We start from the raw sequence: 26,854 nt of genomic DNA, 5'->3' as shown, positions 1-26,854 counted from the left end.
AAGGGAACTGTTGGGATAACGCAGTGGCAGAAAACTTCTTTAAGATCATTAAATCAGAGCTGATATACCAGCTCCCACTTCTCAACATCGGACAGACACAGATCGAGATCTTTGAGTTCATCGAAATCTGGTACAACAAAAAAAGAAAACATTCCTACCTGAATTACCTTACTCCAGAGCAGTTCGGAGAAAAAACAAAAACAAAGGCAGCTTAAAGAAAATTGAACTCGAACTAATCAGGTGGATTTTTTTTCTAAATCCACTTGATTAGTTGAGTAGCCCCGCGGCAGGCGACATAAAATCAAATCAAAAACAAGCTTAAAAATATTGTCCAGTTTTTTGTAGCAAATCCAAACAAAATCTCCCAGTTATTGTAAAATCTATTTTACAATAACCTTAAATCCGTCCCCCACATAAAGATCAAAAACAAGATCCCAAGTGCTATCCTATACCAGCCAAAAGCAGTAAATCCGTGATTGGACACGTATTTCAAAAACAATTTCACAGCAATCCAAGCAGCAATGAAAGCAACCACAAAACCAACTCCCAGCATAAGCAGTTGTCCTTCGGTGAAGGTCAATTCAGACTTGAGAAGATCGTATCCGCCAGCGGCCATCATGGTGGGCACAGCCAAAAGGAAAGAAAACTCCGTCGCCTGCTTTTTATCCAAGCCATTGAAAACTCCCCCAATGATTGTCGCAGCTGCTCTGGAAGTACCTGGAACCATAGAAAGACACTGAAAAAGTCCAATGAAAAATGCGCTTTTGTAAGTCATGTCTTCAACCTCATCAAGATCTGACTTCTGATTGACAACTTTTTTGTCGATCAGAATCAAAATAATCCCTCCTAAAATCAGGGAAACGGATACCACAATCGGATTGAATAAATAGGCTTTGATATAGGGATAGGCCAAAAGCCCGACAATAGCGGTTGGCACAAATGCTGCAAAAAGCTTCAGGTAAATGTCTATACTCTTAAAAAATCGCTTGATGTACATCAAGGCAATGGCCAAAATCGCTCCGAGCTGAATGAAAATTTCAAACGTTTTGACAAACTCATCTTCATGAATTCCCATGGCGGCAGAAGCCAAAATCATGTGTCCCGTGGATGAAATGGGCAAAAACTCAGTCAGGCCTTCGACGATGGCGATGATGATGGATTGAAAAAGGGTCATGGAAAATCAGGTTTTTCGATTTGAGAATGAAATCTGTGGGGTAATCGGGATTTTGAAAATGCCAAAGGAAATGAGAGTATTGATGTCCGCAGCCTTTTTCCAAAATTTTGATTGGGCAAAACTAACAATCCAAACTGGAAATCAATACAGTCTACTCGAAGGGGAAAGCAACTTGTATTTCGAAGATGGATTTGTCGGCAGATCGATTCTGAATGTTGCGGCACTTCAAGACACGCTTCAGACCTCATTGGGTCGGGATCGATCCATTGTGATGAATAGAGAAAAAGTAGATCAATTCTCCAAAAAACGAACCATCGGCTCCAACATCACTGAAAGTCGAGGCTATGAAATCACTTTGAAAAACAATAAATCCCAGGCAGTGACTTTGGTTGTCAAAGATCAAATTCCTGTCTCAATAAATTCAAATATAGTCGTCACTCCTGGAGAATTAAGCAGAGGAAACCTGGACACGCAAACAGGAATCGTGACTTTGGAAATCACATTAGCACCTGGAGCTCAGCAAAAACTTGTGCTTCAATATGAGGTCAAGTATCCAAAATCTGAGCGATTGATATTGGATTAGAATTTTTGGATAGAAATCTTTTCTCTGCAGAATTTTCCCAAACTCTTTTATACTTCATATCCTCGATCACCTCGTTCCATAGGAACGTCTAGTTGGTAAAAAAGAAGTCAAGTTAAGGCTTGTTCGTTCCGTAGGAACGTTTGGTAAAATTTACCAAGCGTTCCGATGGAACGCAGCCAAAAGGTTTGATTCATATTTTACCTACCAAATGTCCCTCTGGGACAGGCTCATGAAAATCCAACCGTTCATTTCCATCCTAGAAAGTTACATTTTGAAGTAAAACAGGCTTTTAGCTCGCGTTCAGATTAGGCATTGAAGTAAAAACCCAGATTTACTTGATTTTATTCAGCGTCATTTCCATAAACTTATACCAAGCGTTTCCGGCATTGTATTCTCCGATCTCATGCCATTGACCTTGTTCGTTGATTTGAATGATATAGCGCACCTGGTCAGTAGGATTCCAGATCAATTTACCTCCTTCAAGCTGGGCTGGATAAGTTCCTTTCATTCCGCTTTGCAAAAAGGATGTAAACTCATATTTCCCATCCTCTTCAACTGGTTGGATCAAAGCCAAAGCGTGGTGAACTACCTTTCCTTCAGCTGTTCCGATTCCTTCAATCTGCAAAATCGTCCCACTTAGCTTCATTTCGATGATTTCTTCCTGTTCGAAATTTTGACGAACTCGGTCTTGACCCATCATCCAGCCGCTGCCTTTCCATTCTCCTTGAAGAAAAATAAAGGTGCCATTTTCCGCTGGTTATCGAGATTAAGCTCATACGAGACTTGGGACCAAGCTGGAATCTGAAAAGCCGTTATTAAAAGGATTAGGACCGAGATTATGATTAGATTTTTCATAGTATAAATTGGTTTATATTGTAAACTAAATGAATAAATTTTTTTAAGAAATGTAGTTTTTAAGATTTTCGACATAGTCTTCAAAAGCCCTCACTCCAACTTGTGAAATCCGACATGTTGTAAGGGGTCTTTTTCCCCTAAAAGACTTTTCAATTGAGATGTAACCCGCTTTTTCAAGTTTATCCAATTGGACACTCAGATTCCCGGCAGTTGATTGGGTTTTTTCTTTGAGAAAAGTAAAGTCCGCCTCTTCCAATCCGATCAATAGTGACATGACTGCCAACCTAAGTTGTGAATGAAGAAGTGGATCGAGGGGTTTAAATGTGCTCACGACTTTTGGTTTTTTAAATAATATCCCGGAACTAAATATCCTAGAATCATGGCAATCCCTCCTGCCAAATACTGATCATTGACAGGCAAAAGGAAGGCAATAATAGCTCCGAATGCCAAAATCATCCCTCCCGCTTGAACCATTTTTACACGAATAATGGATCCGGTGGCGAAAACCCCAACGGCGGCCAATAAAAGCATGATCGGATTATGCCGAAAATCCAAGGCTGGCATAAAGGCTAATACAATGCACATGGCTGCAAAAACCCCAATCCATAACTGTCCGAGGAATTGATCCAAATGAGTTTTGATTCGTGATTTTTTTCGATTATTCCATTCATGTGCAAAACTCCAAATGATCGCGGGAACGATCAGCAACCAGATAATATAAGGTTGCTCAAATCCGGCTTTTGCCAATGTAAAATGGCCTAAGTTGCAAAAGGCCACCACCCAGCCCCAAAGGAGCAACTGAAAACTGCCATCCCCTGCAGCCTCTTTTTTGGCTTCCCGAATCATCGAAGTGATCAGAGCCAAGGATTCCTTACTGTTGAGTACTTTTTCCATTTTAAAATTTTTCAATTTCAACGATCAAATATAAATAGGTTTATTCTATAAACCATTCTATATAAATATTTTCCGTAAATTTTACTTCATTTATTAACTTCATCTATCAATTCTCTGAAGCTGATGAAAAACATATTCGATCCTCAAGTCACCTCCGAATTAATATTAAGAGTTAATCAACTCAAACCAGAGTCTCCCGCACTTTGGGGCAAAATGACCGTGGATCAAATGCTCGCCCATTGCTGTGTAGCCTATGAAATGGCTTTTACCAATAAGCACCCAAAGCCAAATACCCTGATGCGCTTTTTGTTGAAGGCTTTTGTGAAAAAAGGAGTGGTGAATGAGGTACCTTACTCAAAAAACATCCGAACTGCTCCTGCCTTTATTATCACGGAAAGAAAGAATTTCGAAGAAGAAAAAGCCAGATTGATCAACAATCTGGAACATACCCTTTCGCTGGGTCGAGATCATTTCGAAGGAAAAGAATCGCTTTCTTTTGGCCCAATGACCGCTCAGGAATGGAATAATCAATTCTACAAGCATCTGGATCATCATCTGACTCAGTTTGGAGTTTAGCCCAAATTCAACTGTTCCTTATTCCTCTAAATAAATTCGGAAATGTTTTGAATTGGAGGTTTGGGAGACTTTTAATTTTCCCGCCTGATTACTGACCAACACCTAATATTATGCAAAAGTCAATTTTCAATATCCTTGCATTTTCGCTTTTCTTCGTGGGTTGCAGTAAGCCAACAGAATCTCAAAATGAATCTGAGGCAATGCCTTCAGAAAACACTGAAACTTCTCAATCGCTTCCTACAGGCGACAATTCCGAGACTTCCCTAGACTGGGCAGGAACCTATTTCAATACATTACCTTGTGCTAGCTGCGAGGGAATCGAAACTTGGGTAACGCTGAATCAGGACGGTACTTTTGAGCTCAAGACAAACTACCTGGGTCTAAACGATGCTCGGGAAGAAATTTTCACCGGCAAATTCTTTTGGGATGAATCGGGTTCCAATGTTACCCTCCAAGGACTAATTGGTGATTATTCGGGCAAATTCAAAGTCGGAGAAGATCAACTTTGGTACTTGAATCAAGCCGGCCACCGAATTGAGGGAGCATTGGCCGATCAGTATATACTCAAAAAAAAGTGAGTTCACTTAAACCGCACAATTTTCCCGTGAGCTTTTGAAGTCATCTCATGCGGAATCCCTTCGGTAATTTCTTTGTAAAGCAGTTCTACCAATTTTTGCTTTAGGAAGCTTCGATTCAAAATAATACTCACTTCCCGGATTGGAGCAGTTCCTGCAAAAGGCCTTAAACGGCTTTTCTCCTCCTGCGAAAGTCCATGAGTTGCCAATTCAGGGAGTAGAGTCACCCCCTGATAGCGATTGACCATATTCCTCAAGCCTTCCAGGGAGCCGCTTTCATAGTGGAAATTCTTATGACCTGCCATACTTTGATCACAGAAACTGATTACCTGATCTCTGAAGCAATGGCCTTGCTGCAAAACCCAAAGCTCTTCCGATTTCAATTGATCACCTCGGATTTCTTTTTCACTCAAAAGCGGGTGATTCTCGGATAGGTACACGTAAAACTTTTCGTAAAACATGGGTTTTTCCACTACGCCTGTCTCATCAAGTGGCGTTACAATAATCCCAAGGTCCAATTCATCATTTTTCAGCTTTTTGACAATCTCTTCAGTGACCATTTCCTGAACTTCAAGCTTTACATTGGGGTATTTTTCCAAAAACTTCCGGATAAACAGATGAAGCAGGTATGGCGCCAAGGTGGGAATGATCGCAAGTTTGATTGTGCCGGAAATATCTCCCTTAAGCTGAGCGACCAGTTCCATGATTCCCTTACTTTCAGACACTACTTTTTTAGCCTGAGCGATGATCTGCACGCCGATCTCTGTGGGAATCACCGGCATTTTGCTTCGGTCAAAGAGAATCACTCCGAGTTCTTTTTCCAGCTTACTCAGTTGCGCGCTCAAGGTGGGCTGAGTCACAAAACAGGACTCGGCAGCATGTCCAAAGTGGCGCTGCTTATCTACCGCAATTAAGTACTCTAGCTGTTGAATGGTCATTTAATTTGATTATAATTAGATTAAAAGGGCCACGTAGCCTGCCTTATCATTCCCTTGTGCAAGAAAACTTTCCCTTGGGCATTTCAATAGAATTTATCTATCAAGATAATCAAAGAATCAGGATAAAGTATTCCATCGCCAATTCAATACATGCCATAATGCACCATTAATCTTCTTCCATGTGGTTTTAAACAAATAAGACTTTAAAAATTTTCCTTCCCTTCCAAAAAAGCCTAATTTATTCCGATTATATCACTGAAAATCAATAACCCAAAAACCTATATCATGAGTGATTCCTCTTTTTCCAGGAGAAAGTTCCTTGGAGCCAGCCTTCTCACCACTGCAGGGCTAGGCCTAATACCAGGTCTGAGCTTTGCCTCTACAGCTTCTCCACTGTTCAACATTGCCAACGAACGCGTTCGATTGGGCTTTATCGGTGTTGGTCGACAAGCTGTGGGCCTTTTAAATAATTTCATGAAAATCCCAGGTGTAGAAGTCGTTGCAGGAGCAGACGTCTACGCCATTAAGCGGGAGCGATTTTCACTTCGCGTTCAGAAGAATCAGAGCGAAGCAGGACAGACTGCCATAGCCCCAAAACTCTACGAAGATTATCGGGAACTTTTGGCCAATCCAGAAGTGGACGCCGTAGTGATTGCAAGTCCCGATCATTGGCATGGCATCATGGCCATTGACGCCTGCAAGGCCAAAAAAGATATTTACCTGGAAAAGCCCTTAACCTTTACGATCAAAGAAGGTCAGGAGCTGGTCAAAGCCGTTCGATCCAATGGAATCGTCCTGGCGGTAGGGAGTATGCAACGCGCTGCAGTCAATTTCCAAACAGCAGCCATGCATGTGCAAAAAGGGCACCTAGGAAAAATCTCCCAGGTTTTAGTCCATGTCGGAGATAATCCTCATCCAAAACCATACGACCTGCCAAAAGAAACTCTTCCTGCCGGACTGAATTGGGAAAAATGGCTGGGACCGATCCCTGCATTGCATTTCAACGATCTGTTAAATCCAGGGATTACGTTAAATCCTGAGAAAAACGAAGCAGCATGGGGCGCTTGGCGCTGGTATAAGGAAACAGGGGGTGGGCTAATGACCGACTGGGGCGCCCATATGATTGATATCGCGCAATGGGGACTCAGCATGGACCGAAACGGACCTGTGGAAGTTGTTCCGGGAATTGGTGATAGGCCCCTGACCTATCGCTATGCCAACGGCATTGAAATGTTGATAACTAAGTTCGATGAGGGCAGACAGGGTGTCAAATTCATGGGGGAAAAAGGCTGGATTAAGGTCTCAAGAGGAAATTATGATACTTCTGTCAAAGAATTGGATTTAGGAAAGGAACCTGAAAACTTCACTTTTGGATCCCATCATGTGGATTTCATCGACTGTATCAGAAAGAGGAAAGACCCCATTGTACCTGTGGAAATCGGACATAGCACCTGCACGGCTTGTACGATTGGAAATATCGCCGCTGAGCTTGGAAAATCCTTGAAATGGGATCCGATTGCGCAAGTCTTTCAGGATAATTGGGAGGCAAATACCAAGCTGCATTACACCTATCAAAACGGATTTACCCTAACCTAAATCCTAACTTATCCACAGTCCTATGAATGCTCAACTTCGAAATACTCTTCTGTCTGGAATTTACTTATCCACAGCCTTCATTTTTTTCCAATGTGGGAAAAATACTGATTCGGCGGGCGGGAAATTTCCGATAAGCTCCGACTCATTTGTGCCAAACCCACGGGTTGTTACTGAAAAACCCATTGCCAAACTGGCGATTGGAGATCAGGCACCGCCTTTTAAACTTCCAGATGTCGAAGGGAAATTTCATTCCTTGGATGATTATGCTGATTTTGAGGTCTTGGTGGTCAATTTCACCTGCAATCACTGCCCTACGGCACAAGCATACGAGGATCGATACATGGCTTTGGTCAGAGAATACGAGGGAAAATCGGTCGCGCTCATCGCTATATCCACTAACAGTCCGATCGCGGTTTTACCGGAAGAATTGGGCTACACTGATTTGGGAGATTATTATGAGGAAATGAAAATCCGGGCTGTGGATAAAGGGTACAACTTTCCTTACTTATATGATGGGGACACCCATGAATTCTCTTTGGCTTACGGTCCAACTGCAACGCCGCACGTGTTTGTCTTTGATAAAAAAAGAAAACTCACCTACTCTGGTCGGATCGATGCTTCAGAGAAGCCTGGTACCGGAAATTCTGAAGATCTCAGAATGGCGATTGAAGCGACTTTGAAAGGCGAAGCACTTCCTGCTGAAAAAGCTCAAACACCGGCATTTGGTTGCTCCATGAAGTGGGCATGGAAAAATGAGTATACCCTCAAAACCAACAAAGACTGGGCGGCAAAAGAAGTGACGATCGAAAAGCTTTCTCCCGCAGGTTTAGCAGATTTGTTGAAAAATGATACCGATGAACTCCTTCTGGTTAATTTCTGGGCGACATGGTGCGGGCCTTGTATCATCGAATACCCGGAGTTTGTGACCATTCAGCGGATGTATGGAGAGCGGGATTTCCAGTTTGTATCGGTGAGTATGGATACCCCCGATCAAGCTGAAAAAGCCTTGAAATTCTTGAAGGGAAAGGCTTCGGCACTTCCTAATTACATAATGGATACCGAAGACAAGTACGCTGTGATCAAAGTTGTGGGTTCAGATTGGGATGGAAGTTTACCAATCACGCTTTTGATCGAACCGGGAGGAAAAGTGGCCTATCGAGTACCCGGTACTATAGACGCATTGAAATTGAAAAAAGCAATTGTGGATCATCCGATGATTGGAAGATATTATTAGGATTTACGAATTTAGGATTACCACCTTTTAGAGACCTTCGAGGTTAAAAAACCTCAAAGGTCTGCCCTACTTACTGAAAACTTAGACTGGAAACTAGGAAATAGGATTGGAAACAAGTAGATTGTATCCAATCCTAATTTTTGTTTTATGGCTAATTCAGAATTTCCTTCAATTGAGCTTTCCCGCTTACTCTACTCCTCGTCCCGGCTTTTAATTCAGCGAATCCAGTTGACATTGAATGAATTTGGCCTGACTTATCCACAATTTTTGGTGCTGTCAATCCTTTGGGAAGAAGACGGGCTGAAAGTTCACCAACTCGGCGAAAAGCTGAATTTGGACTCCGGAACGCTCACCCCGCTTTTAAAAAAACTGGAAAGCCAAAATATACTGAAGCGAAAGCGGGGTGAAGAAGATGAGCGAACGGTAAGCATTCACCTTACTTATCCGGGAAAATCACTTCAATCCAAAACCTTGAGTGCGCTGGCTTTGTTGGATGAGCAAATTCAACTCCAACAACCTGGCGAAGTCCAAATACTTCTACCTATACTGGAGGAGCTTTTGAACAAACTCAAAACACTCAAAACTTAAAATGGAAAAATTAATCGTGGACTACACTGCAATTGCAGTCAACACAGGAGGAAGAAAAGGACATGTGCGAACCGAAGATGGGTTGCTGGATTTTGATGTCACGATGCCGAAGGAAATCGGAGGCGAAGGAGGAAAAACCAATCCTGAACAACTTTTTGCTGCAGGCTATGCCTCCTGCTTTGGAGGTACTTTGGCTGCTACAGCGGGCAAAACGAGTTTGCGAGATTCCGAGATTAAAGCGAAAGTTCATCTCGGACACTATGGACCTGACAGCTTTGGCTTGGCCGTGGATATCGAGGTAAAAATCCCGCATGCTGATTCACTCGAACATGCACAAAAGTTGGCCGACCTTGCCCATGAGCATTGCGTTTATTCAAAAGCCACGAGAGGAAATATTGAAGTGACGGTGAAGGCTGTAGAGTGATTTTGACTTTTGATTAAAACTCTTACGCAAAAAATCGAAAAAATCTAGCCAATTAGAAAGAGGCTGTCTCAAAAATACTGATTGTCACATTGAGTCTGAAATATTTGGTAAACATACAAAAGAGAATGACAGGGTTTAGCATGCCAAAAGCCAATAAAATGTAAGCTTACGTCTGGATTTTGTTCGGCTAGACAAAACATTGATCGGAAGAGCGCGGTGGGAGGATTTGCCAGCGAGCCAGCGTTCAGCCCAGTGCGGTGAGGACCGAGTGTTAAGAATCACTCCAGTGGAGAGATTTAGCGAGGGGCCAGCTTGCAGGGTGGCGCAAATCTTGACCTTTTTCCTCCCCTACACCTGGCTACTAGCTAAAACAGTCCACTGGACTGTTTTTATACGCTAGTTCCTAGGTCAAGCCAAAAGAACGAAGAAAAAAATAGCCTAACCGAAATCCAAAACCATAATTAAAGATCAATGTCTAACGATTTAAATACTCCAAATCGGAATAAAATTCTATAATATTCTTTTATACACAATTAAATACAATCTGTCATCGGTAGCGTAGTCGAAATGTTGGCTCATTTACAGGAAATGGCCTTAGTACTGCCCAACTCTCGTTGGTCAGGTGCTCAGACTGACACCAATAGGCCTTTTGAGACAGCTTTTTTTGCATTTTGCCAAGTTATAATATTCCATTTTATCGAATTCCCTTTGGATCACCATATTTCCCTAACTGGTAATTCCTAAAATCCCAAAACACCTTATCTTCCCCCCTGAAAAAGCATCTTCTACATGAACAAGATTTTACTATCAATTGCTCTGGCACTTCTGGTTTGCTTCGGAGCAAAAGCACAGCTCAAATCCCCCGAGCAATTCCTAGGCTATAAACCCGGGGACCGATTCACTCCTCATCACCGCATGGTCGACTACTTTGAGTATGTCACATCGCAAAATCCCAACATCAAACTGATCCAGTACGGCGAAACCAACGAGAAACGCCCTTTGATTATTGCCATACTATCCAGTCCGGAAAACATGGCAAAATTGGAGCAAATCCGTACAGATAACCTCAAGCGGGCAGGACTGATGGATGGATCTCCAAGCACTGAAATCCCGATCAACTGGATGTCTTTCAATGTTCATGGAAATGAATCCGTGGGGATGGAAGCGGCCATATCCTTTTTTTATACTTTGGCAGATCCGAACAATGCCAAATCTCAGGAGTGGCTGAAAAACCAGATTGTGATCATCGACCCCTGCATCAACCCGGACGGCAGAGATCGCTATTCAAATTGGTATAATCAAAAAATGAACACCACGCTCCAGCCTGATCTTCAGTCTATGGAACACAACGAACCTTGGCCGGGAGGACGTGCCAATCACTACCTATTCGATCTGAACCGAGATTGGGCCTGGCAAGTACAAGTCGAGTCTCAACAACGACTGAAAATCTATCAACAATGGATGCCTCAGCTGCACCTGGATTTCCACGAGCAGGGAATTGACAATCCCTTTTATATGGCTCCGGCAGCAGAACCTTTGCACGAGCAGCTGACCCCGTTCCAGCACGAATTTCAGGATATTTTCGGCAGAAATACAGCCAAATACTTCGATCAAATGGGTCGATTCTACTTCACCAAAGAGCGCTTTGATCTACTGTATCCATCCTATGGCGACACCTATCCGATGTACAGCGGTGCCATCGGAATGACCATCGAGCAGGGAGGAAGCGGACGTGCCGGTATAGGAGGCTACAACTCGGTCGGCGATACAGTTACTTTGAGAAGCCGAATTGAAGGGCATTATACTGCTGCAATGTCAGCTGCAGAAGTGACCAGCCAAAATGCCAAAAGATTGGTTGATGAATTCGCTGCTTATTTCAAAAACAACTCCACCAATCCCAAAGGCAAATACAAAAGCTTCGTAATCAAAGGCGAAAGCAATCCTGCCCAAGTGGCCAAATTGCTGGAGCTTTTGGATAAAAATGGCATCAAATACGGAAGGGCAGGCGCAAAATCCGGACTGAAAGGCTACGAGTACCAAACCGGAAAGACCGGCGTGACATTTTCTACTTCTGAAAAAGACATCATCATCAATGCTTACCAGCCCAGGTCCGTTTTGGCCCAGGTGCTATTCGAACCAAATCCAGTCCTCAACGACTCCATCACCTACGACATCACGAGCTGGGCCATGCCCTATGCCTACGGACTTCAGGGCTACGCATTGGAAACAAGATTAGATGCAGCAGGCGCATATTCAAACCCAACTTTCAGCCCAAATCAGGCGGGAGATACTCCCGTTGCTTACCTTGTCAAATGGCAGGGAACGCGTGATGCTGTATTTTTGGCCAACTTACTCAATCAGAAAATTCGGGTAAAATATGCCGAATTCCCCTTTGAGGTAGAAGGAAAAAACTTCCCAGCCGGATCCCTCATCATCGCCAAAGGCGGAAATGAATATGTGAGCGATTTTGACAAAAAAGTGACTGAAGCAGCCAACAAATTCGGCATTCCCTTGGCCACTAGCCAAACAGGCTATGTAGACAAAGGCAAAGACTTTGGTTCGCCAAATGTCCGTGTGATCAAAGCTCCAAAAGTAGCCTTGGTTGGCGGGCAGGGAACTTCTTCGCTGAGTTATGGAGAGATTTGGCACTTCTTCGAAAAGGATCTCAACTATCCGCTCAGCAACTTGGATGCGGCAGCAATGGGAAGCTATGACCTGAGCAAATATGACGTGATCATCATGCCTTCAACCTTTGGATCTGCACTTAATGGCGCTGCGCAGCAAAAAGTGACCGATTGGGTAAAAGCTGGAGGTAAACTGATTGCGCTGGACGCGGCTTTGAATCTTTTCGCAAATAAGGAAGGCTTTGCTTTGAAGAATTTTGATACGGAAGAAGAGAAAAAAGCCGCTGAAAAAGCTTCAGAAGAATTTGCCAAAAAAGAACGTTTAGAGCCTTACACCGAAGTGGAAAGATTGGGTATTTCCTCCGGAACAGCAGGAGCAATCTATGAAGTGAAAATGGATGAAACGCATCCACTAGGGTATGGAACTGGTGGCAAGTTCTACACACTAAAAAATAATTCCAACAGATTCGCCTACCTCAATGGTGGAGCCAATGCAGGTATCATCGCCGCAAATGATTCCTATCGGACCGGATACATTGGGTATAAGATCAAATCCAAAATGGGCGAATCCTTAGCGATTGGAGCAGAGCGTCAGGGTCGGGGACAGATCGTTTACTTTGTGGACAATCCGATATTCAGAGGATTCTGGGAAAGTGGAAAACTGGTATTAAGCAACGCCATTTTTATGGTAGGACAGTAATTGCTTATCCTTCAACTACAATTGTATCAAACCGGCTGCTGAGAAGTGGCCGGTTTTTTTGGTAAATTGTACCATAACCCCTTGATCTGCTGATTATGATAAAGACAAACATGACCATGGCCACCAATCCCAATTCCCAAAAAGCCATCCCCGGAAATCCAAGCACCGCTGTGGTGAAGGAGGTGAAATTAAGAGAACATGCCACGTCCGATTCGCTCCGTGTTCTCAGCAAAGAGGAATGGGAGTTTTGGAGAAATAACGGTTACGTGGTAATTAAAAATGCCGTTTCGGCAGATCAAGTAGAGCAAACCGCTGCATTCCTTTGGGAATTTGAAGAGAAAAACCCTAAAGACAAAAACACCTGGTACACCGCTCCCCGTGCCGAAATGCAGATGAAAGAATTGGTTGGTACAGGAATGGTGGAAGTCTATAATCATCAGCTGCTTTGGAACAACCGCCAAAGCAAGCGAGTCTACGATGCTTTTGTGGATATCTGGGGAACTGAAAAATTGTGGGTATCCATTGATCGGGCGAATCTCAATTTCCCAATTCGCCCCGGATTCGAGTACAAAGGCTTTATCCATTGGGATTATGATCCGGATACCAAACCTCAAAATGTGCAGGGAGTCCTTGCACTGTCCGATCAGACGGATGAAAATATGGGCGGGTTTCAATGCATTCCCTGGCTTTTCAGGAATTATGACCAATGGAAGCTGACACATCCCGCAGACAGAAATCGCTACCAGCCAGACATCACGGGCTTAGAAGACAAACTGGTAAAAGTAAAAATGGAAGCTGGCGATCTTCTGATTTTTAATAGTTCGCTCCCCCACGGAATTCGGCCCAATCGCTCTGAGGATAAAGTGCGGATCGCACAATATGTGGCCATGGTTCCTGCGCAAGAAGAAGATGAAGCTATCCGTCAATGGCGGGTCAATTCCTGGAAAAACCGCATCGCACCAGAGGGCTATGCTTTTCCCGGAGATCCGAGAAACTGGGAACAGACCCGATACCCAAAAGCGGATTTGACTGAATTGGGGGAAAAGCTTTTGGGCCTGAAAAAATGGTGAAAAAGTGGCGAAACGAAAACCATGATTGTAAGGTGAACCTTTGGAAATCTACTTAAGCACTATTATTCCAAGTTCAAAAGCATTTTTTTGCATTCATTATTTGGCTATCTTTTTCCAGATTTTTGAATAGGCTTAATAATACTCCTTTTCTCTAAATTTTATTTTGAAAAATAGAATGAAAAACATCCTGTCCCTACTGGGACTTGCATTTTTGCTTTTTTCCTGCTCCAAGGAAGGAAAACTTGACGATAATCAGGATCAACTTTCCTTTTCCCCTCCGGAGATCATTGAATTGGTTACACTACCTGATTCTGTCAAGCCCGAATCGCTAAGCTTGAATACTTTTCCGGCACCTCGTGTAATTCGAATACCCAAACAGGCTGGAGGCACTTACACCTATGAAGATGAAGGTGGTGAAAGCCAAACTTTTCAACTCTTGGCACCAAGTAGACAGGACTTGCTGGTACTTAAGAATGAGGCCGGGGAAGTCGTGAAAAAACCGAATGGTAATCCATATCTCTTGGGAGAAGGCGGAATCTCCCAGTTTAGGACTTTTTCTACAGACGATGGGCTGGCATTAGATGCAGTAAATACGGCAATTTTAGACAGCAGAGGTCACCTTTGGTTTGGAACCAACGGAGGTGGAATCAGTCGATACGACGGAAGCGATTTTACGAACTACACTACTTCCCAAGGATTAATTGACAACACTGTCCGAATAATAATGGAAGACAGTAAGGGAAATATTTGGATCGGAACAATCAACGGTGTCAGTAGATTCGATGGATTTTCTTTTAAAAGCTATACCACAGCTGATGGCTTGGCCAATGATTTCGTTTTCGGAATCGCAGAAGATGGCGCAGGCAATTTGTGGTTTGGAACGGGAGGTGGCGGAATCAGCAAATTTGACGGAACCACCTTTACCAATTACACTACCGAACAAGGCTTGGCGGACAATTTTGTGATCGCTGTGACAAAAGATTCAAAGGGCAACCTTTACTTTGGAACCAATGGTGGTGGAATGAGTAGATTCGATGGCAGTACTTTTACTAACTACACAGAATCAGAAGGATTGGCAGGAAACCGGGTAAGAAGTTTTGCTTTGGGTTCTGATGGAACACTTTGGATCGGTACTATAGGTGGAGGGATTAGCCGTTTCGACGGCGTTCGATTTCAAAACTTCACTACAAAAGATGGTCTTGCTGACAATATTGTCCGGGCCATTTTAGAAGATTCAAACGGTAACATTTGGTTCGGCACAGGGAATGGTACCAGCAGATTTGATGGAGAAGAGTTCACTACCTATACACGAGATCAAGGAATGCCAGCCAATAGCATTTTGGCCATTGCCAGCGATAAATCCGGAAAATTATGGTTTGCGACAGATGGAGGCGGCATCTCCAGATTTGATGGTAGTCCGTTTACGAGCTTCACTGTTAATCAAGGCTTGGGTGGCAATATCGTCATGAGTACGCTGGAGGACCGAAATGGAAATTTGTGGTTCGGTACAAACGGTGGTGGAGTTAGTGTTTTTGACGGACTGGGATTTACGACCTATTCGATTTCCCAGGGACTCGGGGGGGATTTTATCTATTCTTTGGTCGAGGATCAAAACGGAGACATTTGGATGGGAACGGCAGGTAGAGGATTTTCTAAATTTGATGGAAAATCCTTCACCACCTATACCTCCGCCCAAGGCCTACCTTCGAATGAAATCCTTTCAATCGTAAAAGATTTAAAAGGAAATCTCTGGTTGGGAACCGAAAATGGACTTAGCAAATTTAACGGAGCAAGTTTTACTAATTTTGGGCCAGAACAAGGACTGGCGGGTTATGCGGTTCTCAAAATTCTAACAGAAGATGCAGATAAAGGAATTTGGATAGCCACTGCTGATGGGGGCCTTAGCTTTTTTGATGGAAAAAAATTTACCAATCTTAGCATTAAACAAGGCTTGGCAGATAATGCGGTACTCAGCCTCGCCAAAGACAGGCAGGGAAATCTTTGGATTGGTACTGGTAATGGTTTGAGCGTACTTCCGGACTCTCTCCGAAAAGCTATTACAGAAAACCAACCTATTGAGCAAAATCCATTTTACACGTTTAGAACAGAAAATGGACTGCCTAATAATGTGATTTTACAGATTGTGCCCATGAGCAATGGAAAAATAGCTATCGGGACCAACTTGGGTATTGCTGTTTTTAATTCACCTTATTCGGTTATTTCCGATTTCTCCCTGGAGAATATCGAAATTTTCAATTCAAATACCGGCTATCCTGTCAAAGACTTGACTGACGGCCAAAACGGGATGTACCAAGACAGCAAGGGAATCCTTTGGGCCGGAACTGGCTCAAATAAAACCGCTTTGGTGAGATTTGACTATGAGGCTTTACTCCGGAATAAGGAGAAACCGGAAATTTTTATCAAGCAGCTTCGGATCAATGAAGAGGAGATCTCTTGGGAATCCCTTCAAGTAAATGAAAATAACATTTCCCGAAAATCATCTGAGCAAAGCATTTTTGGACAAGAATTAACGGCTATCGATCGAGAATCTATTCGTGAGCGGTTTAAAGGGGTGAAATTTAAGGAAACTACTCCATTCTATTCTATTCCTCAAGAACTCGTCCTACCCTACAGGCACAATCATATCAACATTGACTTTGGATCCAATGAACTTGCAAAGCCCTTTTTGGTGGAGTATCAATACATTTTGGAAGGATATGACGAAGAGTGGAGCCCAGTCCTAAAGAAGACCAGTGCAACTTTTGGTAATATTCATGAAGGAGATTACACGTTTTTAGTCAGAGCTAGATTTACAGGATCAGTCGAAGGAACTGCTGGAGACTGGACGGAGCCTTTGGCCTATTCATTCAAAGTGCTTCCTCCGGTGTATCGCACTTGGTGGGCATATCTCACTTACACCTTGATTTTCCTTTCTTTTGCCTATCCTATTCACCGTTATCAGCGGAATAAGGCAATCAAGCAAGAGCAGGATAAGGCAAGGGAACGTGAACTCGAACAAGCCCGGGAAATCGAAAAAGCATACACCAAACTGGAATCCGCACATGAAAACCTGAAGTCCACTCAAGCACAGTTGATTCAACAGGAAAAACTCGCTTCGCTTGGACAGCTGACCGCAGGTATTGCCCACGAGATCAAAAACCCACTCAACTTTGTCAATAATTTCTCAGGACTGAGCTTGGAATTTCTGGAAGAAGTGGAGGAAGAATTAGACAAACTGGAGGAAAGTGAGCCTTTGGAAAATGTCAGAGATCTACTCGGCGATATCAAAATCAACCTGACTAAAATCAAGCACCATGGTGGCCGGGCTGATGGCATAGTCAAATCCATGCTCATGCACTCACGTGGTGGCAGCGGTTCCATGGAGCCTTCCGATGTCAATGAGGTCATCAAAGAGTACGTCAACCTTTCCTTTCACGGGATGCGAGCAAATAAAAATCCAATCAACGTGGAGCTCTCACTTGATTTGGACGAAAGCCTCCCCAAAATCCCACTGAACACAGAGGATTTCAGCAGGGTCATCCTCAATCTGACCAAAAACGCTTTCGATGCAATGCGGGAAAAAATCGCCAAAGCAGGACCTGATTACAAAGCAAAATTGGAAGTCCGCACCAAAAACCTCGGAGATAAAATCCTGATCGAAGTAGAAGACAATGGACCTGGCGTACCGAATGATATTAAGGACAAGTTGCTCATGCCGTTTTTTACCACAAAAAAAGGCACCGAGGGAACAGGGCTCGGGCTTTCGATCACTCATGACATCATCAAGGCACACAATGGCATGCTAGACATCACTACCCAAGTGGGCGAATGGACCAAGTTCAGTATCATTTTACCTAAGTAATCATTTAATTTTCCTCCCATGAAGCCTGTGAGAACTGCGTGAAAAACCCTTCACTTAGATAATTCCAAAAAATTCAGCAGCTTCCGCCCAATTATTCAGGCTAAGAAAATTAAATCCCCCTTTCAAAGCTCACTAGAGGCAATGACCTCCCGACCAGACTCCGGAGCAGAGGCAATTACCTAAACCCCTCATTGATATGCTGAAGTTCTTCTGTTCCGGGGCACAAATCGGATTCCTTTAGCTGATTGAGTGAATTATCCGTGATATTTAGTGTCTGATACAAATCTTTCCAATCTGTATTTACATAAAGTAATCCGGTCAAAATCTCCTCTTTTACTTTGGCATTTTGAAGGGCATTGACTACTGAAATCCGATCCTCCGGATCCCAATCCATACGCAGCTTGTTCAGGTGGATTTTTGACCCATCGTGCATTCCCACCTCTGCGGATGCCCCTTCTGCATAGTTTACCCGAATTTCTTTTTTAACCGGGACAAAATCCAAGGCTGAAGTGGCCTCAATATGTTCCCTTACATAGTCATAGGATTTGGTTGATCCCGGATTGTTGTTGAAGGTGACACAGGGGGAAATCACGTTGATAAATGCAAACCCGGGGTGCTGAATGGCTGCTTTTAACAGCGGAATCAGTTGCTGCTTGTCGCCACTGAAGCTTTGGGCTACAAATGATGCTCCCAACTCGATCGCCATACTTGCCAGATCTATTGCTTCAAAGGGATTGACTGAACCTGATTTATTTTTAGACCCCCGATCAGCTGTAGCAGAATCCTGTCCTTTGGTCAGGCCATAGCATCCATTATTCATTACTACATAGACCATGTTTAGATTTCTCCGGATCACGTGGACAAACTGTCCCATCCCGATCGAAGCCGAATCCCCGTCGCCGGACACCCCAAAATAAACCAGTTCTTTATTTGCCATATTGGCCCCAGTAGCCACAGAGGGCATTCTTCCATGCACGGAGTTGAATCCGTGTGAATTGCCTAGAAAATAAGTTGGCGTTTTGGAAGAACAACCTATACCGGAAATTTTCGCAACAAGATGGGGCTCTATCGACAATTCAAAGCAAGCCTTCACAATGGCTGCACTGATGCTGTCGTGTCCGCACCCGGCACAGAGGGTGGACAGGGATCCTTCGTACTCTTTCAGCGTGTATCCCAACTTGTTTTTGGGAAGCTTTGGATGACTAAACAGTGGCTTTAGATAGCTCATGGTTGGGATTGCTTTCAGTGTTTAAATACGATACGATTTGGCTTTTGATGGCATCCGCAGTAATCGGCATGCCATCGTAATTGAGTACAGGGACCAGTTTTTGGGGATGGCAATTCAGCTCCATGACTATCATTTTGCGCATTTGGGCATCCCTGTTTTGCTCGATAACAAAAATCACACGATGACTTTCAACAAAATCCTCCACTTCTTTTCCAAAAGGGAAAGCCTTTAGCCGCAGGGAGTCTACCTGAATCCCCTCTTCCGACAGAAGATCTCTGGCCTCTTCCGAGGAAAAAGTTGAGGTTCCAAAGTAGAGAATCCCCAGATTGCAGGGGGAAGCAGAATTCTGGATTAGAGCGGGTGGAACCAAGGTCTTCGCCGTGTTCCACTTCAGTGTCAACCTATCCATATTGCGTTTATAAGCTGCCCCGTCTTCGGTGTAGGCCGCATATTCGTCCTTGGAGGTTCCTCTTGTAAAAAATGCTCCTTTGGTGGGGTGCGTGCCGGGATAGGTTCGGTAAGGGATTCCATCTCCATCTGAATCCAGATACCTTCCATACTTCCCGATATTCTCCAAATCCTCCGTCGTTAATACTTTTCCACGCCGGTATTTTCGCTCTTTTTCCCATTCAAAGGGTTCACTGACATGATCGTTCATGCCCAAATCCAGATCTGTCATCACGAAAACCGGAGTTTGGAGCTGCTCGGCCAAATCAAAAGCCTCCGCCGTCATTTCAAAGCATTCTTTGGGACTGGCAGGGAAAAGCAGGATGTGCTTGGTGTCCCCGTGAGAGGCATAGCCCGCTGCAAGAAGATCGGATTGTTGCGTTCGGGTGGGCATACCAGTACTCGGACCTGCCCGCTGCACATCAATCAGTACAGCCGGAACTTCCGCAAAATAACCCAGCCCAAGAAACTCACTCATCAGGGAAACTCCGGGGCCGGAGGTAGCTGTAAAAGCCCGCGCTCCATTCCAATTGGCGCCAATCACCATACCCATAGCCGCCAGTTCATCCTCCGCCTGAATGAAGGCATACTTGTTTTTGCCGTCCTCATCCCGACGATATTTTTCACAGAAACTTTCAAATGCCTCCGCAACTGAGGTGGATGGGGTAATCGGATACCAGGCCATCAGGGTAGCCCCACCGTACACCGCTCCCAATCCGCAGGCCGTGTTTCCGTCAACCAAAATCTTGTTTCCCAGCAAATTCCTTTTTTCCAACCTGAAGAAAAGCGGAAAGTCATAGTTTTTTTCAACGTATTCCATGCCCAGATTTAAAGCTTGAAAATTAGCTTCAATCAATGCTTTTTTCCCTTCAAACTGCTCCGAAATCAATTCCCGAATGGTTTGCTGATCCATATCCAAAAGTCTAACCAAGGCCCCTACATAAATAATGTTTTTGAGCAGTTGCCTTTTTCGGGGATCCTCGAAGGCCTTGGTGGCCATTTCCATCATGGGAATTCCCAAATAATGAATGTCCTCCCTTACATAGTCCGGATTCAGTTTTTTGGTGCTGTCATAGATAAAATACCCACCGGGCTTTACACTTTGCACGTCCTTGGCCATGCTTTGAGGATTGACACTGATCATCAAGTCTATCCCCTCTCTTCGGCCCAGGTATCCTTTTTCACTGACTCTTACCTCATACCAGGTAGGCAATCCCTGGATGTTGGAAGGGAAAATATTCTTGGGAGTAACCGGGATACCCATCCTAAATATGGTTTTGGCAAAAAGATAATTGGCACTGGCTGATCCGGTACCATTTACATTGGCAAAACGTACGATAAAATCATTGATGCGGGTTTTCATTTTTGGATTGCGGGTAAGGAAGCTGGTATCTGATAGGCTTTGGTGACACTGTAGAAGTATTTTTGCATATCCCAAGCAGAAGTCGGACATCGCTCGGCACAGAGTCCGCAATGCAGGCAGACGTCCTCATCTTTGATCATTACCCGTCCGGTTTTTAAGGTATCGGAGACCAGCAGATCCTGAGATTTATTTTCCGCGGGCACCAACAAATTCTGCCGAAGCTCATCCTCCTCCGCGTTTGCGGTGAAGGTGATGCAGGAAGTAGGGCATACATCCATACAGGCATCACACTCAATGCAGCGATCTTCGAAAAATACAGTCTGCGCATCACAATTGAGACAGCGTTGTGCTTCTTTATAGGCAGTTTGAATGTCAAAACCCAGTTCGACCTCTTTCTTCCGGTCTTTGAGTGTGATGGATTTTCTCGCCTGGGGCACTATATACCTGTGGTCAGCGGCTATTTGGCTGTCGTAGCTCCATTCATGGATCCCCATTTTTTGACTGACCAGATTGGTATAGGGAGAGGGCCTGTCCAAAAGGTCTTTCCCCTGACAAAACAAATGAATGGAAACTGCCGCCTGATGCCCATGTGCTACGGCGGTGATGACATTTTCCGGCCCAAAAGCTGCATCTCCACCGAAAAAGACCCTAGACAGGGTGGACTGAAAGGTTTTTCGGTCCACTACAGGCATATCCCATTCGTCAAAGTCCAATCCTAAATCCCGCTCGATCCATGGAAAACTGTTTTGCTGTCCAATGGCCACCAGTACCTCATCCGCTTCAATGAACACCTCCGGTTCATCTGTGGGAATGAGCTCTCTTTTACCTTTTTCATCATAGACAGCTCTCACTTTTTGGAATTTCATCCCAATAAGCTTTCCGTCTTTTACTTCAAAGCTCAACGGCACATGATTGTCAAAAATCTGTATATCCTCGTGCATGGCATCCTCCTTTTCCCAAGGCGATGCTTTCATCTCTTTGAATGGACTCCTGACCACCACTTTGACATCTTTCCCACCAAGCCTCCTGGCAGTTCTGCAGCAATCCATAGCGGTATTTCCCCCTCCCAGCACAATGACCTTGGGGGAAATGGATTTGGTGTGTTCAAACGCCACACTTGCCAACCACTCTATTCCAATATGAATCCCCGCAGCACCTTCTTTTCGTCCCGGCAACTTGGGTAGATCTTTTCCTCTTGGAGCTCCTGTACCCACAAAAACCGCGTCGTAATTCTTAGAAAGCACATCTTTTAGACTACTGACATATGTTAAAAATTGGGTGTGAATTCCCATGTCAAGAATGTAATCCACTTCCTCATTCAGCACAGTCTCCGGTAGTCTAAATGATGGAATCTGACTCCGCATCATCCCACCTCCGGCAATCTGCTCATCGAAGAGGTGGATTTCATAACCCAAAGGAGCCAAATCCCTGGCGACCGTGAGTGAAGCCGGACCCCCGCCGATCAGGGCGATTTTTTTTCCATTGGATGCAAAAGGACCTTGGGGCATTAAGCTTTTTACCTCACCTTTTTGATCTGCGGCAACCCGCTTTAATCTACAGATGGCCACAGGCTCCTCTTCTACGCGCACCCTTCGGCAGGCGGGCTCACAGGGTCGGTCGCATGTTCTACCCAAAATACCGGGGAAAACATTGGACTCCCAATTGATCATGTAGGCTTCGGTATATTTTTCAGCTGCAATCAGTCGGATGTATTCAGGAACAGGAGTATGCGCCGGACAGGCATATTGGCAATCCACCACTTTGTGATAATATTCCGGATCCCGGGTATTGGTAGGCTTCATGGTTGTTTTGGGTTTCGTTTAAATTGAAATCATCAAAATTTAATTAAGGTTATCAATAGATAATTTAAACAATAATTTTGCAAAAAAGCCAGTACATAGTTGAAACACAGGATCTCTATTGCCTCAAAAAAATTCCTGAATACATTCTCCCATTGAAAAGATTCGAAATAGGGCCATCTCTACATTTTACATTCGATCTCCCAGGGTAGCTTAAGTCAAGTTAGGGAGAAGACAAACTTTAGTATTACCACTCCCAAGGGCTTTTCCCTTTTCTTTGAATACAGTCATTTTTTTGTATTTCCCTTACTTAAATATGCGATTTATATCTCCGTCCTCGATTCAAACCTGCTTTATTTCAAAAACTTATCCTAAATTGAGGGTACCACTATTTTTTACTATTCACAAGAGATCTGAGCTTATTTCTTAAGGGTAACCGATTTGCCCTGAAGCGATATTAAACCTGTTCCTACACTACATCTAAGAAGAATTGTTGCCCAGGATGGAACAAAGAATCTGGTAAACTCAGAAATATCCAAGCAAGATTGCCTTGGTATTCAAAGGGATAATTGCGCTCAATTTTAATCTAATCACCTATGAAGGTTTCTTCTCACTTGGCTCATTCGTATAATTTTATTTTTCTTGTTTTTCTCGGCTTGACTTCCTGTGCTAAGGACTCTGACATTCCTTTTCCCGAAAATCCCTCAGGTTTTGAAATCCCCAAAGCCGTTCCTTTCGAATTACCAGAACCAGAACCTGTCAACTGGAAATTCTTTCCTCCCGACAGTGTACCAAAAGGGGTCAAATTCAATCTAAAACTGGAAAGCCTCCCTTACAAGCCATTTTCGGCAAATGAATTCAGACCACTTAAGGCCCCTGCTAAGACAAACTCATTCGAATGGGACAAGCTGGAAACCATTTCTTTTGATTTGGACACCATTCCCGGTAAAGCCATCCCTGTCAAAAAGTTTTTGTTGCCAGCTCCAATTATCTCGGCCGCCTCGGTCCCTTCGGTGTGGCAGGGAGGCACTGCGGCCATTGTCCGATTAGGCCAAACCGAAGGATTGCTCGGAAACAAAGTCTATGCTATGGTCAACGATCCCTACGGGAACATGTGGATTTCTACAGATAGAGGATTAACCAAATACGATGGGTCAGAATTTTTGACCTACAATTTTTTTGGCAGGGCAGATAATGGCTCGGTTGAGATTATTCCCAAGTTGATTTTTGACCAGCAGGGAAGGCTGATCATTTCAAGTATGGTGACAGGTGTTTACCGACTCGATATCACCTTGGGCTTGGTTGAGCATTTTCAAACGGATAAAGGGTACATCCGAATGGAATATGACGATCAGGGAAAACTTTGGGGAGTAAACGGTGGACTTTACCTGATGGATTTGGATGAAAAACTGATCACACAGATAGAAATGAAGTCCGGAGAAAACACCTACACAGCGGTATTTGGTGTCAAAAACGATTCGAAAGGAAATCTTTGGATTGGTCTGGGTCAAAAAATAGGGATCATGGATCCCTCCAGAAAATCCATTCGCCTGATTGGAGACCCGGAGGGTCTTTTTGTAAGGACATCTTACGAATTCACGGAAGACCCAAAGGGGAATATTTGGATTTCAGCCTTTTCCCCAGGAGCCTTTTCAATAAATCTTGAAAGCCAAACCATTCAAAACATGGGACCGGAGCAGGGATATTTTGGACGCACCGCAGATGTGCTTTTGGATGAAAGCAAACGGCTTTGGCTCATTTCCGAGGACACTGTCAGGATCTTGGATCCGGAAACTGGCTTCATGAAAAAACTTGTCACGGGCGCAGTTACCCGAGACAATAATTTCCCCTCCTCTTCTATGGTAGGAAGGGATGGTACTATTTGGTTGGGTACAGATAAGGTTGGGATCCTCCTTCTGAATCCTAAAGGAATGCTTTCGGATTATTTCCGAGTCGAAAACGGAATTGCCAGCAATGATGTATGGGGAATCAATGAAGATTCGAAAGGAAGAATTTGGCTGGGAACCTACAGAGGGCTGAACATCTATGATTCCCAAAAAGAACGGCTCTATCTTTTCCAATTCCCCGGTGATCAGCTAACCAATGATTTCAGACAAATTAATAAAATAGGTGAGGATTTGTTTTTTGTGGGAATGGCAAGAGGCTTCTCCATTTTTGACCTTAAATCCAATACAGCAACAATTTATGACACCCGAATTTCCATGGGAATACCTACCATTTTCATTGGGGAGAAAGCCGCAGATGGTAAAATCTGGATGGGTTCAGGTGCTGGATTAATTGTATTTGATCCTCAAACAAATACTGTCAAACAACTCGGGAAATTTAATGGCCTTACATCGGATATGGCTTTTGTTGTTAAGAAGGATAAAATGGGCCAAATCTGGGTATGTACAGATACCGGAGTTCATTTATTTGACCCAAAGGGTGGTTCACAACGGGTCTTAAACAAAAGCGCCGGATTAATGACGGATTACAATTCCATGCTTTTTGAGACTTCGAAAGGTGAAATCATTCTAGGCGGAGATATGGGATTTTCCATTTTCAACCAAAAAGAAAAAACCATTATGCACGTATCCGGAAAATCAGGAATCAATCCCCCTTCCCTTTATGACATGAATGAGAGCATGGGCAGAATTCAGGTCGGCTCCGAAAACGGAATCATTGTCGTGGAAAGGCCTGATAAAAATTTCGCAAATTCCCTTTGGCGCTTTACGAATTTTGGCAAATCATCCGGACTTCCTTACAACGATCATAATCAGGCGACGTCTTATGTCAGCTCCACAGGTGAAGTTTGGTGGGGTGCTGCACCTATTTTGGTGGTTAATCACCAAGATCCAAGGATCGACAGCATTGCACCGATAGTGCACATTAAGGGCATGAATATCATGGATCAAAATCCGGTTTTTCTAAAACCCTCCTTTTACCAAGCAGGACTTCAGGAAGGCGATACTTTATGGCAGAGTGACTTTTCCAAGGGATGGACGAGGTCAAATCTACCAGCAGACAGCAGCTACCTGGCGCAGAACAAAATTCAATGGAATAGCATCAGCCCAGGTTTTCACCTTCCAATTGGCCTAAAACTACCTTACGATCAGAATTCCTTTAATTTCTCCTTTGTCAATCAGGCTGCCCAAGGCAGGGATCAGATCGTATATCGCTACATTCTCGAAGGTGAGGATGAAGAATGGTCAGATGTAAGCCCGAAACCTGCCTCGCGGATTTATTACAATTTGCTACCTGGAGAGTATACCTTCAGAGTTGCCACACGGGGATTCAACGGGGTCTGGAGTGAACCCGAATCATTGACCTTCACCATTCTGCCTCCTTGGTGGCAGACTTGGTGGGCTTATTTTCTTTTTGCCGCGTTTTTTGGAGGCTTGACTTATGCGATTGTCTATGTGCGTTCCCAATACCTGAAAAAGGAAAACCGGATTTTGGAGGAAAAGGTCAGTCACCGTACCGAGCAACTGAAAAAATCCATTGACGACCTCAAATCCACCCAATCCCAACTGATACAGGCAGAAAAGATGGCCTCACTCGGTGAACTCACCGCTGGCATCGCCCATGAGATTCAGAATCCATTGAATTTTGTCAACAACTTCGCCGAAGTAAGCAGCGAACTCATTGATGAAATGAAGGAGGAACTGGAAAAGGGAAACATGGAAGGCGTGGTGGAAATATCAGACGACCTCAAAGAAAACCTTAAAAAGATTAATCATCACGGCAAACGGGCAGACTCCATTGTAAAAGGCATGCTGGAACACAGTCGGGGCAGTACTACCGACAAAAAACCAACAGACCTCAATGCCCTGGCAGATGAATTTTTACGGTTGAGTTATCACGGATTACGTGCCAAAGACAAAAGTTTTTCAGCTGAATTTGAAACAGAACTTGACCCAAATTTACCGCTGGTAAATGTAGTCGCTCAGGATGTGGGCCGAGTTATTTTGAATCTGATCAATAATGCATTCTATGCCTGTGCTGAGCAGAGTCGAACGTCTTCCGAGGACAGCTTATCATCCTACAAACCAAAAGTATCTGTCCTGACCCGCTTGGTTGAGCTCGCGGGCACTCATGGTGGAGTAGAACTCTGCATCAAAGACAATGGAATAGGAATCCCAAAGGCAATCAAAGACAAAATCTTCCAGCCTTTTTTCACTACCAAGCCCACAGGAAGCGGAACCGGCCTCGGCCTCAGTCTAAGCTACGACATAATCAAGTCGCATGGCGGTGATCTCAGAGTCAAAAGTGAAGAGGGAGAGGGAACCGAAATGATCATCTTTTTACCCATTGAGGACTAATA

At 44.0% G+C, this 26,854-nt stretch carries 20 protein-coding genes; 12 read left to right on the top strand and 8 right to left on the bottom strand.

What is annotated here, in order from left to right; genetic code table 11:
- Positions 1 to 215 (top strand): IS3 family transposase (locus BLQ81_RS14885; RefSeq protein WP_139183643.1); only part of this gene is annotated, 215 nt, incomplete at its 5' end.
- 170 nt (positions 216 to 385) lie between these two features.
- Here BLQ81_RS14885 and BLQ81_RS14880 read toward each other — a convergent pair.
- The gene (locus BLQ81_RS14880) at positions 386 to 1,174 is read right to left on the bottom strand and encodes an undecaprenyl-diphosphate phosphatase (protein WP_092731391.1); all 789 of its coding nucleotides are present in this window, start codon (positions 1,172 to 1,174) and stop codon (positions 386 to 388) included.
- On the opposite strand from BLQ81_RS14880, the gene BLQ81_RS14875 reads away from it, so the two are divergent.
- On the top strand, positions 1,173 to 1,757 hold the full coding sequence (locus BLQ81_RS14875) for a DUF4139 domain-containing protein (RefSeq protein ID WP_092731389.1): 585 nt from the start codon (positions 1,173 to 1,175) through the stop codon (positions 1,755 to 1,757). The two genes, BLQ81_RS14880 and BLQ81_RS14875, sit on opposite strands and share 2 nt — an antisense overlap.
- 331 nt (positions 1,758 to 2,088) lie before the next feature.
- On the opposite strand, the gene BLQ81_RS14870 is transcribed toward BLQ81_RS14875, so the two are convergent.
- From BLQ81_RS14870 to BLQ81_RS14860, 3 genes are all read right to left on the bottom strand, one after another.
- Positions 2,089 to 2,454, bottom strand: a complete 366-nt coding sequence (locus BLQ81_RS14870; RefSeq protein ID WP_217636675.1) for a hypothetical protein — start codon at positions 2,452 to 2,454, stop codon at positions 2,089 to 2,091.
- Between the two features lie 201 nt (positions 2,455 to 2,655).
- A complete protein-coding gene (locus BLQ81_RS14865; RefSeq protein WP_217636674.1) occupies positions 2,656 to 2,943 on the bottom strand; it encodes a winged helix-turn-helix domain-containing protein in 288 nt (95 codons plus the stop codon).
- Positions 2,940 to 3,506, bottom strand: a complete 567-nt coding sequence (locus BLQ81_RS14860) for a hypothetical protein (protein ID WP_139183642.1) — start codon at positions 3,504 to 3,506, stop codon at positions 2,940 to 2,942. The genes BLQ81_RS14865 and BLQ81_RS14860 overlap by 4 nt, the downstream gene beginning before the upstream one ends.
- A 123-nt stretch (positions 3,507 to 3,629) precedes the next feature.
- Between BLQ81_RS14860 and BLQ81_RS14855 the strand changes: the two genes are divergently transcribed.
- On the top strand, positions 3,630 to 4,082 hold the full coding sequence (locus tag BLQ81_RS14855) for a hypothetical protein (RefSeq protein ID WP_092731381.1): 453 nt from the start codon (positions 3,630 to 3,632) through the stop codon (positions 4,080 to 4,082).
- A gap of 110 nt (positions 4,083 to 4,192) precedes the next feature.
- Positions 4,193 to 4,660, top strand: a complete 468-nt coding sequence (locus BLQ81_RS14850; RefSeq protein ID WP_092731379.1) for a copper resistance protein NlpE — start codon at positions 4,193 to 4,195, stop codon at positions 4,658 to 4,660.
- Positions 4,661 to 4,662: 2 nt separating this feature from the next.
- On the opposite strand, the gene BLQ81_RS14845 is transcribed toward BLQ81_RS14850, so the two are convergent.
- A complete protein-coding gene (locus BLQ81_RS14845; protein ID WP_092731377.1) occupies positions 4,663 to 5,595 on the bottom strand; it encodes a hydrogen peroxide-inducible genes activator in 933 nt (310 codons plus the stop codon).
- Between the two features lie 285 nt (positions 5,596 to 5,880).
- Between BLQ81_RS14845 and BLQ81_RS14840 the strand changes: the two genes are divergently transcribed.
- The 7 genes from BLQ81_RS14840 (at position 5,881) to BLQ81_RS14810 (ending at position 17,693) form a co-directional block, all read left to right on the top strand.
- Positions 5,881 to 7,191, top strand: coding sequence for a Gfo/Idh/MocA family protein (locus BLQ81_RS14840; RefSeq protein ID WP_092731375.1), 1,311 nt, complete (start codon positions 5,881 to 5,883; stop codon positions 7,189 to 7,191).
- 22 nt (positions 7,192 to 7,213) lie between these two features.
- Positions 7,214 to 8,425 (top strand): redoxin domain-containing protein, encoded by a 1,212-nt coding sequence (locus BLQ81_RS14835; protein WP_092731373.1) that lies wholly within the window; start codon positions 7,214 to 7,216, stop codon positions 8,423 to 8,425.
- A 147-nt stretch (positions 8,426 to 8,572) separates the two neighbouring features.
- On the top strand, positions 8,573 to 9,013 hold the full coding sequence (locus BLQ81_RS14830; RefSeq protein WP_092731370.1) for a MarR family winged helix-turn-helix transcriptional regulator: 441 nt from the start codon (positions 8,573 to 8,575) through the stop codon (positions 9,011 to 9,013).
- Between the two features lies 1 nt (position 9,014).
- Positions 9,015 to 9,437, top strand: coding sequence for an organic hydroperoxide resistance protein (locus BLQ81_RS14825; protein ID WP_092731368.1), 423 nt, complete (start codon positions 9,015 to 9,017; stop codon positions 9,435 to 9,437).
- Positions 9,438 to 10,226: 789 nt separating this feature from the next.
- Entirely contained in the window at positions 10,227 to 12,761 is a 2,535-nt protein-coding gene (locus tag BLQ81_RS14820) for a M14 family metallopeptidase (protein ID WP_092731366.1), read from the top strand.
- Positions 12,762 to 12,856: 95 nt separating this feature from the next.
- On the top strand, positions 12,857 to 13,831 hold the full coding sequence (locus BLQ81_RS14815) for a phytanoyl-CoA dioxygenase family protein (RefSeq protein WP_092731364.1): 975 nt from the start codon (positions 12,857 to 12,859) through the stop codon (positions 13,829 to 13,831).
- A 175-nt stretch (positions 13,832 to 14,006) separates the two neighbouring features.
- Entirely contained in the window at positions 14,007 to 17,693 is a 3,687-nt protein-coding gene (locus tag BLQ81_RS14810; RefSeq protein ID WP_092731362.1) for a sensor histidine kinase, read from the top strand.
- 175 nt (positions 17,694 to 17,868) lie between these two features.
- Here the strand turns inward: BLQ81_RS14810 and BLQ81_RS14805 are convergent, their stop codons facing one another.
- The 3 genes from BLQ81_RS14805 to BLQ81_RS14795 are packed head-to-tail and all read right to left on the bottom strand — an operon-like array spanning position 17,869 to position 22,533.
- A complete protein-coding gene (locus tag BLQ81_RS14805; protein WP_092731360.1) occupies positions 17,869 to 18,921 on the bottom strand; it encodes a 2-oxoacid:ferredoxin oxidoreductase subunit beta in 1,053 nt (350 codons plus the stop codon).
- Positions 18,896 to 20,731, bottom strand: a complete 1,836-nt coding sequence (locus BLQ81_RS14800) for a 2-oxoacid:acceptor oxidoreductase subunit alpha (RefSeq protein ID WP_092731358.1) — start codon at positions 20,729 to 20,731, stop codon at positions 18,896 to 18,898. Before BLQ81_RS14800 ends, BLQ81_RS14805 begins: the two co-directional genes overlap by 26 nt.
- Positions 20,728 to 22,533 (bottom strand): FAD-dependent oxidoreductase, encoded by a 1,806-nt coding sequence (locus BLQ81_RS14795; RefSeq protein ID WP_092731356.1) that lies wholly within the window; start codon positions 22,531 to 22,533, stop codon positions 20,728 to 20,730. Before BLQ81_RS14795 ends, BLQ81_RS14800 begins: the two co-directional genes overlap by 4 nt.
- A gap of 593 nt (positions 22,534 to 23,126) precedes the next feature.
- On the opposite strand from BLQ81_RS14795, the gene BLQ81_RS14790 reads away from it, so the two are divergent.
- On the top strand, positions 23,127 to 26,852 hold the full coding sequence (locus BLQ81_RS14790) for an ATP-binding protein (RefSeq protein ID WP_092731354.1): 3,726 nt from the start codon (positions 23,127 to 23,129) through the stop codon (positions 26,850 to 26,852).
- The last annotated feature ends 2 nt before the right edge of the window (positions 26,853 to 26,854 follow it).

The organism is Algoriphagus alkaliphilus (assembly GCF_900103735.1).
Classification (GTDB): Bacteria; Bacteroidota; Bacteroidia; order Cytophagales; family Cyclobacteriaceae; genus Algoriphagus; species Algoriphagus alkaliphilus.
The sequence above is the reverse complement of the archived record's forward strand: the minus strand, read 5'-3'. Positions and strand labels throughout refer to the sequence as shown.

What these genes read in the sequence shown, in the direction of transcription:
- BLQ81_RS14810 (WP_092731362.1), top strand. Translation starts at nt 14,007, where the DNA reads ATGAAAAACATCCTGTCCCTACTGGGACTTGCATTTTTGCTTTTTTCC.
- BLQ81_RS14790 (WP_092731354.1), top strand. Translation starts at nt 23,127, where the DNA reads ATGAAGGTTTCTTCTCACTTGGCTCATTCGTATAATTTTATTTTTCTT.
- BLQ81_RS14820 (WP_092731366.1), top strand. Translation starts at nt 10,227, where the DNA reads ATGAACAAGATTTTACTATCAATTGCTCTGGCACTTCTGGTTTGCTTC.
- BLQ81_RS14840 (WP_092731375.1), top strand. Translation starts at nt 5,881, where the DNA reads ATGAGTGATTCCTCTTTTTCCAGGAGAAAGTTCCTTGGAGCCAGCCTT.
- BLQ81_RS14875 (WP_092731389.1), top strand. Translation starts at nt 1,173, where the DNA reads ATGGAAAATCAGGTTTTTCGATTTGAGAATGAAATCTGTGGGGTAATC.
- BLQ81_RS14795 (WP_092731356.1), bottom strand. Translation starts at nt 22,533, where the DNA reads ATGAAGCCTACCAATACCCGGGATCCGGAATATTATCACAAAGTGGTG.
- BLQ81_RS14845 (WP_092731377.1), bottom strand. Translation starts at nt 5,595, where the DNA reads ATGACCATTCAACAGCTAGAGTACTTAATTGCGGTAGATAAGCAGCGC.
- BLQ81_RS14800 (WP_092731358.1), bottom strand. Translation starts at nt 20,731, where the DNA reads ATGAAAACCCGCATCAATGATTTTATCGTACGTTTTGCCAATGTAAAT.
- BLQ81_RS14860 (WP_139183642.1), bottom strand. Translation starts at nt 3,506, where the DNA reads ATGGAAAAAGTACTCAACAGTAAGGAATCCTTGGCTCTGATCACTTCG.
- BLQ81_RS14825 (WP_092731368.1), top strand. Translation starts at nt 9,015, where the DNA reads ATGGAAAAATTAATCGTGGACTACACTGCAATTGCAGTCAACACAGGA.
- BLQ81_RS14815 (WP_092731364.1), top strand. Translation starts at nt 12,857, where the DNA reads ATGATAAAGACAAACATGACCATGGCCACCAATCCCAATTCCCAAAAA.
- BLQ81_RS14850 (WP_092731379.1), top strand. Translation starts at nt 4,193, where the DNA reads ATGCAAAAGTCAATTTTCAATATCCTTGCATTTTCGCTTTTCTTCGTG.
- BLQ81_RS14880 (WP_092731391.1), bottom strand. Translation starts at nt 1,174, where the DNA reads ATGACCCTTTTTCAATCCATCATCATCGCCATCGTCGAAGGCCTGACT.
- BLQ81_RS14835 (WP_092731373.1), top strand. Translation starts at nt 7,214, where the DNA reads ATGAATGCTCAACTTCGAAATACTCTTCTGTCTGGAATTTACTTATCC.
- BLQ81_RS14805 (WP_092731360.1), bottom strand. Translation starts at nt 18,921, where the DNA reads ATGAGCTATCTAAAGCCACTGTTTAGTCATCCAAAGCTTCCCAAAAAC.
- BLQ81_RS14830 (WP_092731370.1), top strand. Translation starts at nt 8,573, where the DNA reads ATGGCTAATTCAGAATTTCCTTCAATTGAGCTTTCCCGCTTACTCTAC.
- BLQ81_RS14870 (WP_217636675.1), bottom strand. Translation starts at nt 2,454, where the DNA reads ATGGGTCAAGACCGAGTTCGTCAAAATTTCGAACAGGAAGAAATCATC.
- BLQ81_RS14855 (WP_092731381.1), top strand. Translation starts at nt 3,630, where the DNA reads ATGAAAAACATATTCGATCCTCAAGTCACCTCCGAATTAATATTAAGA.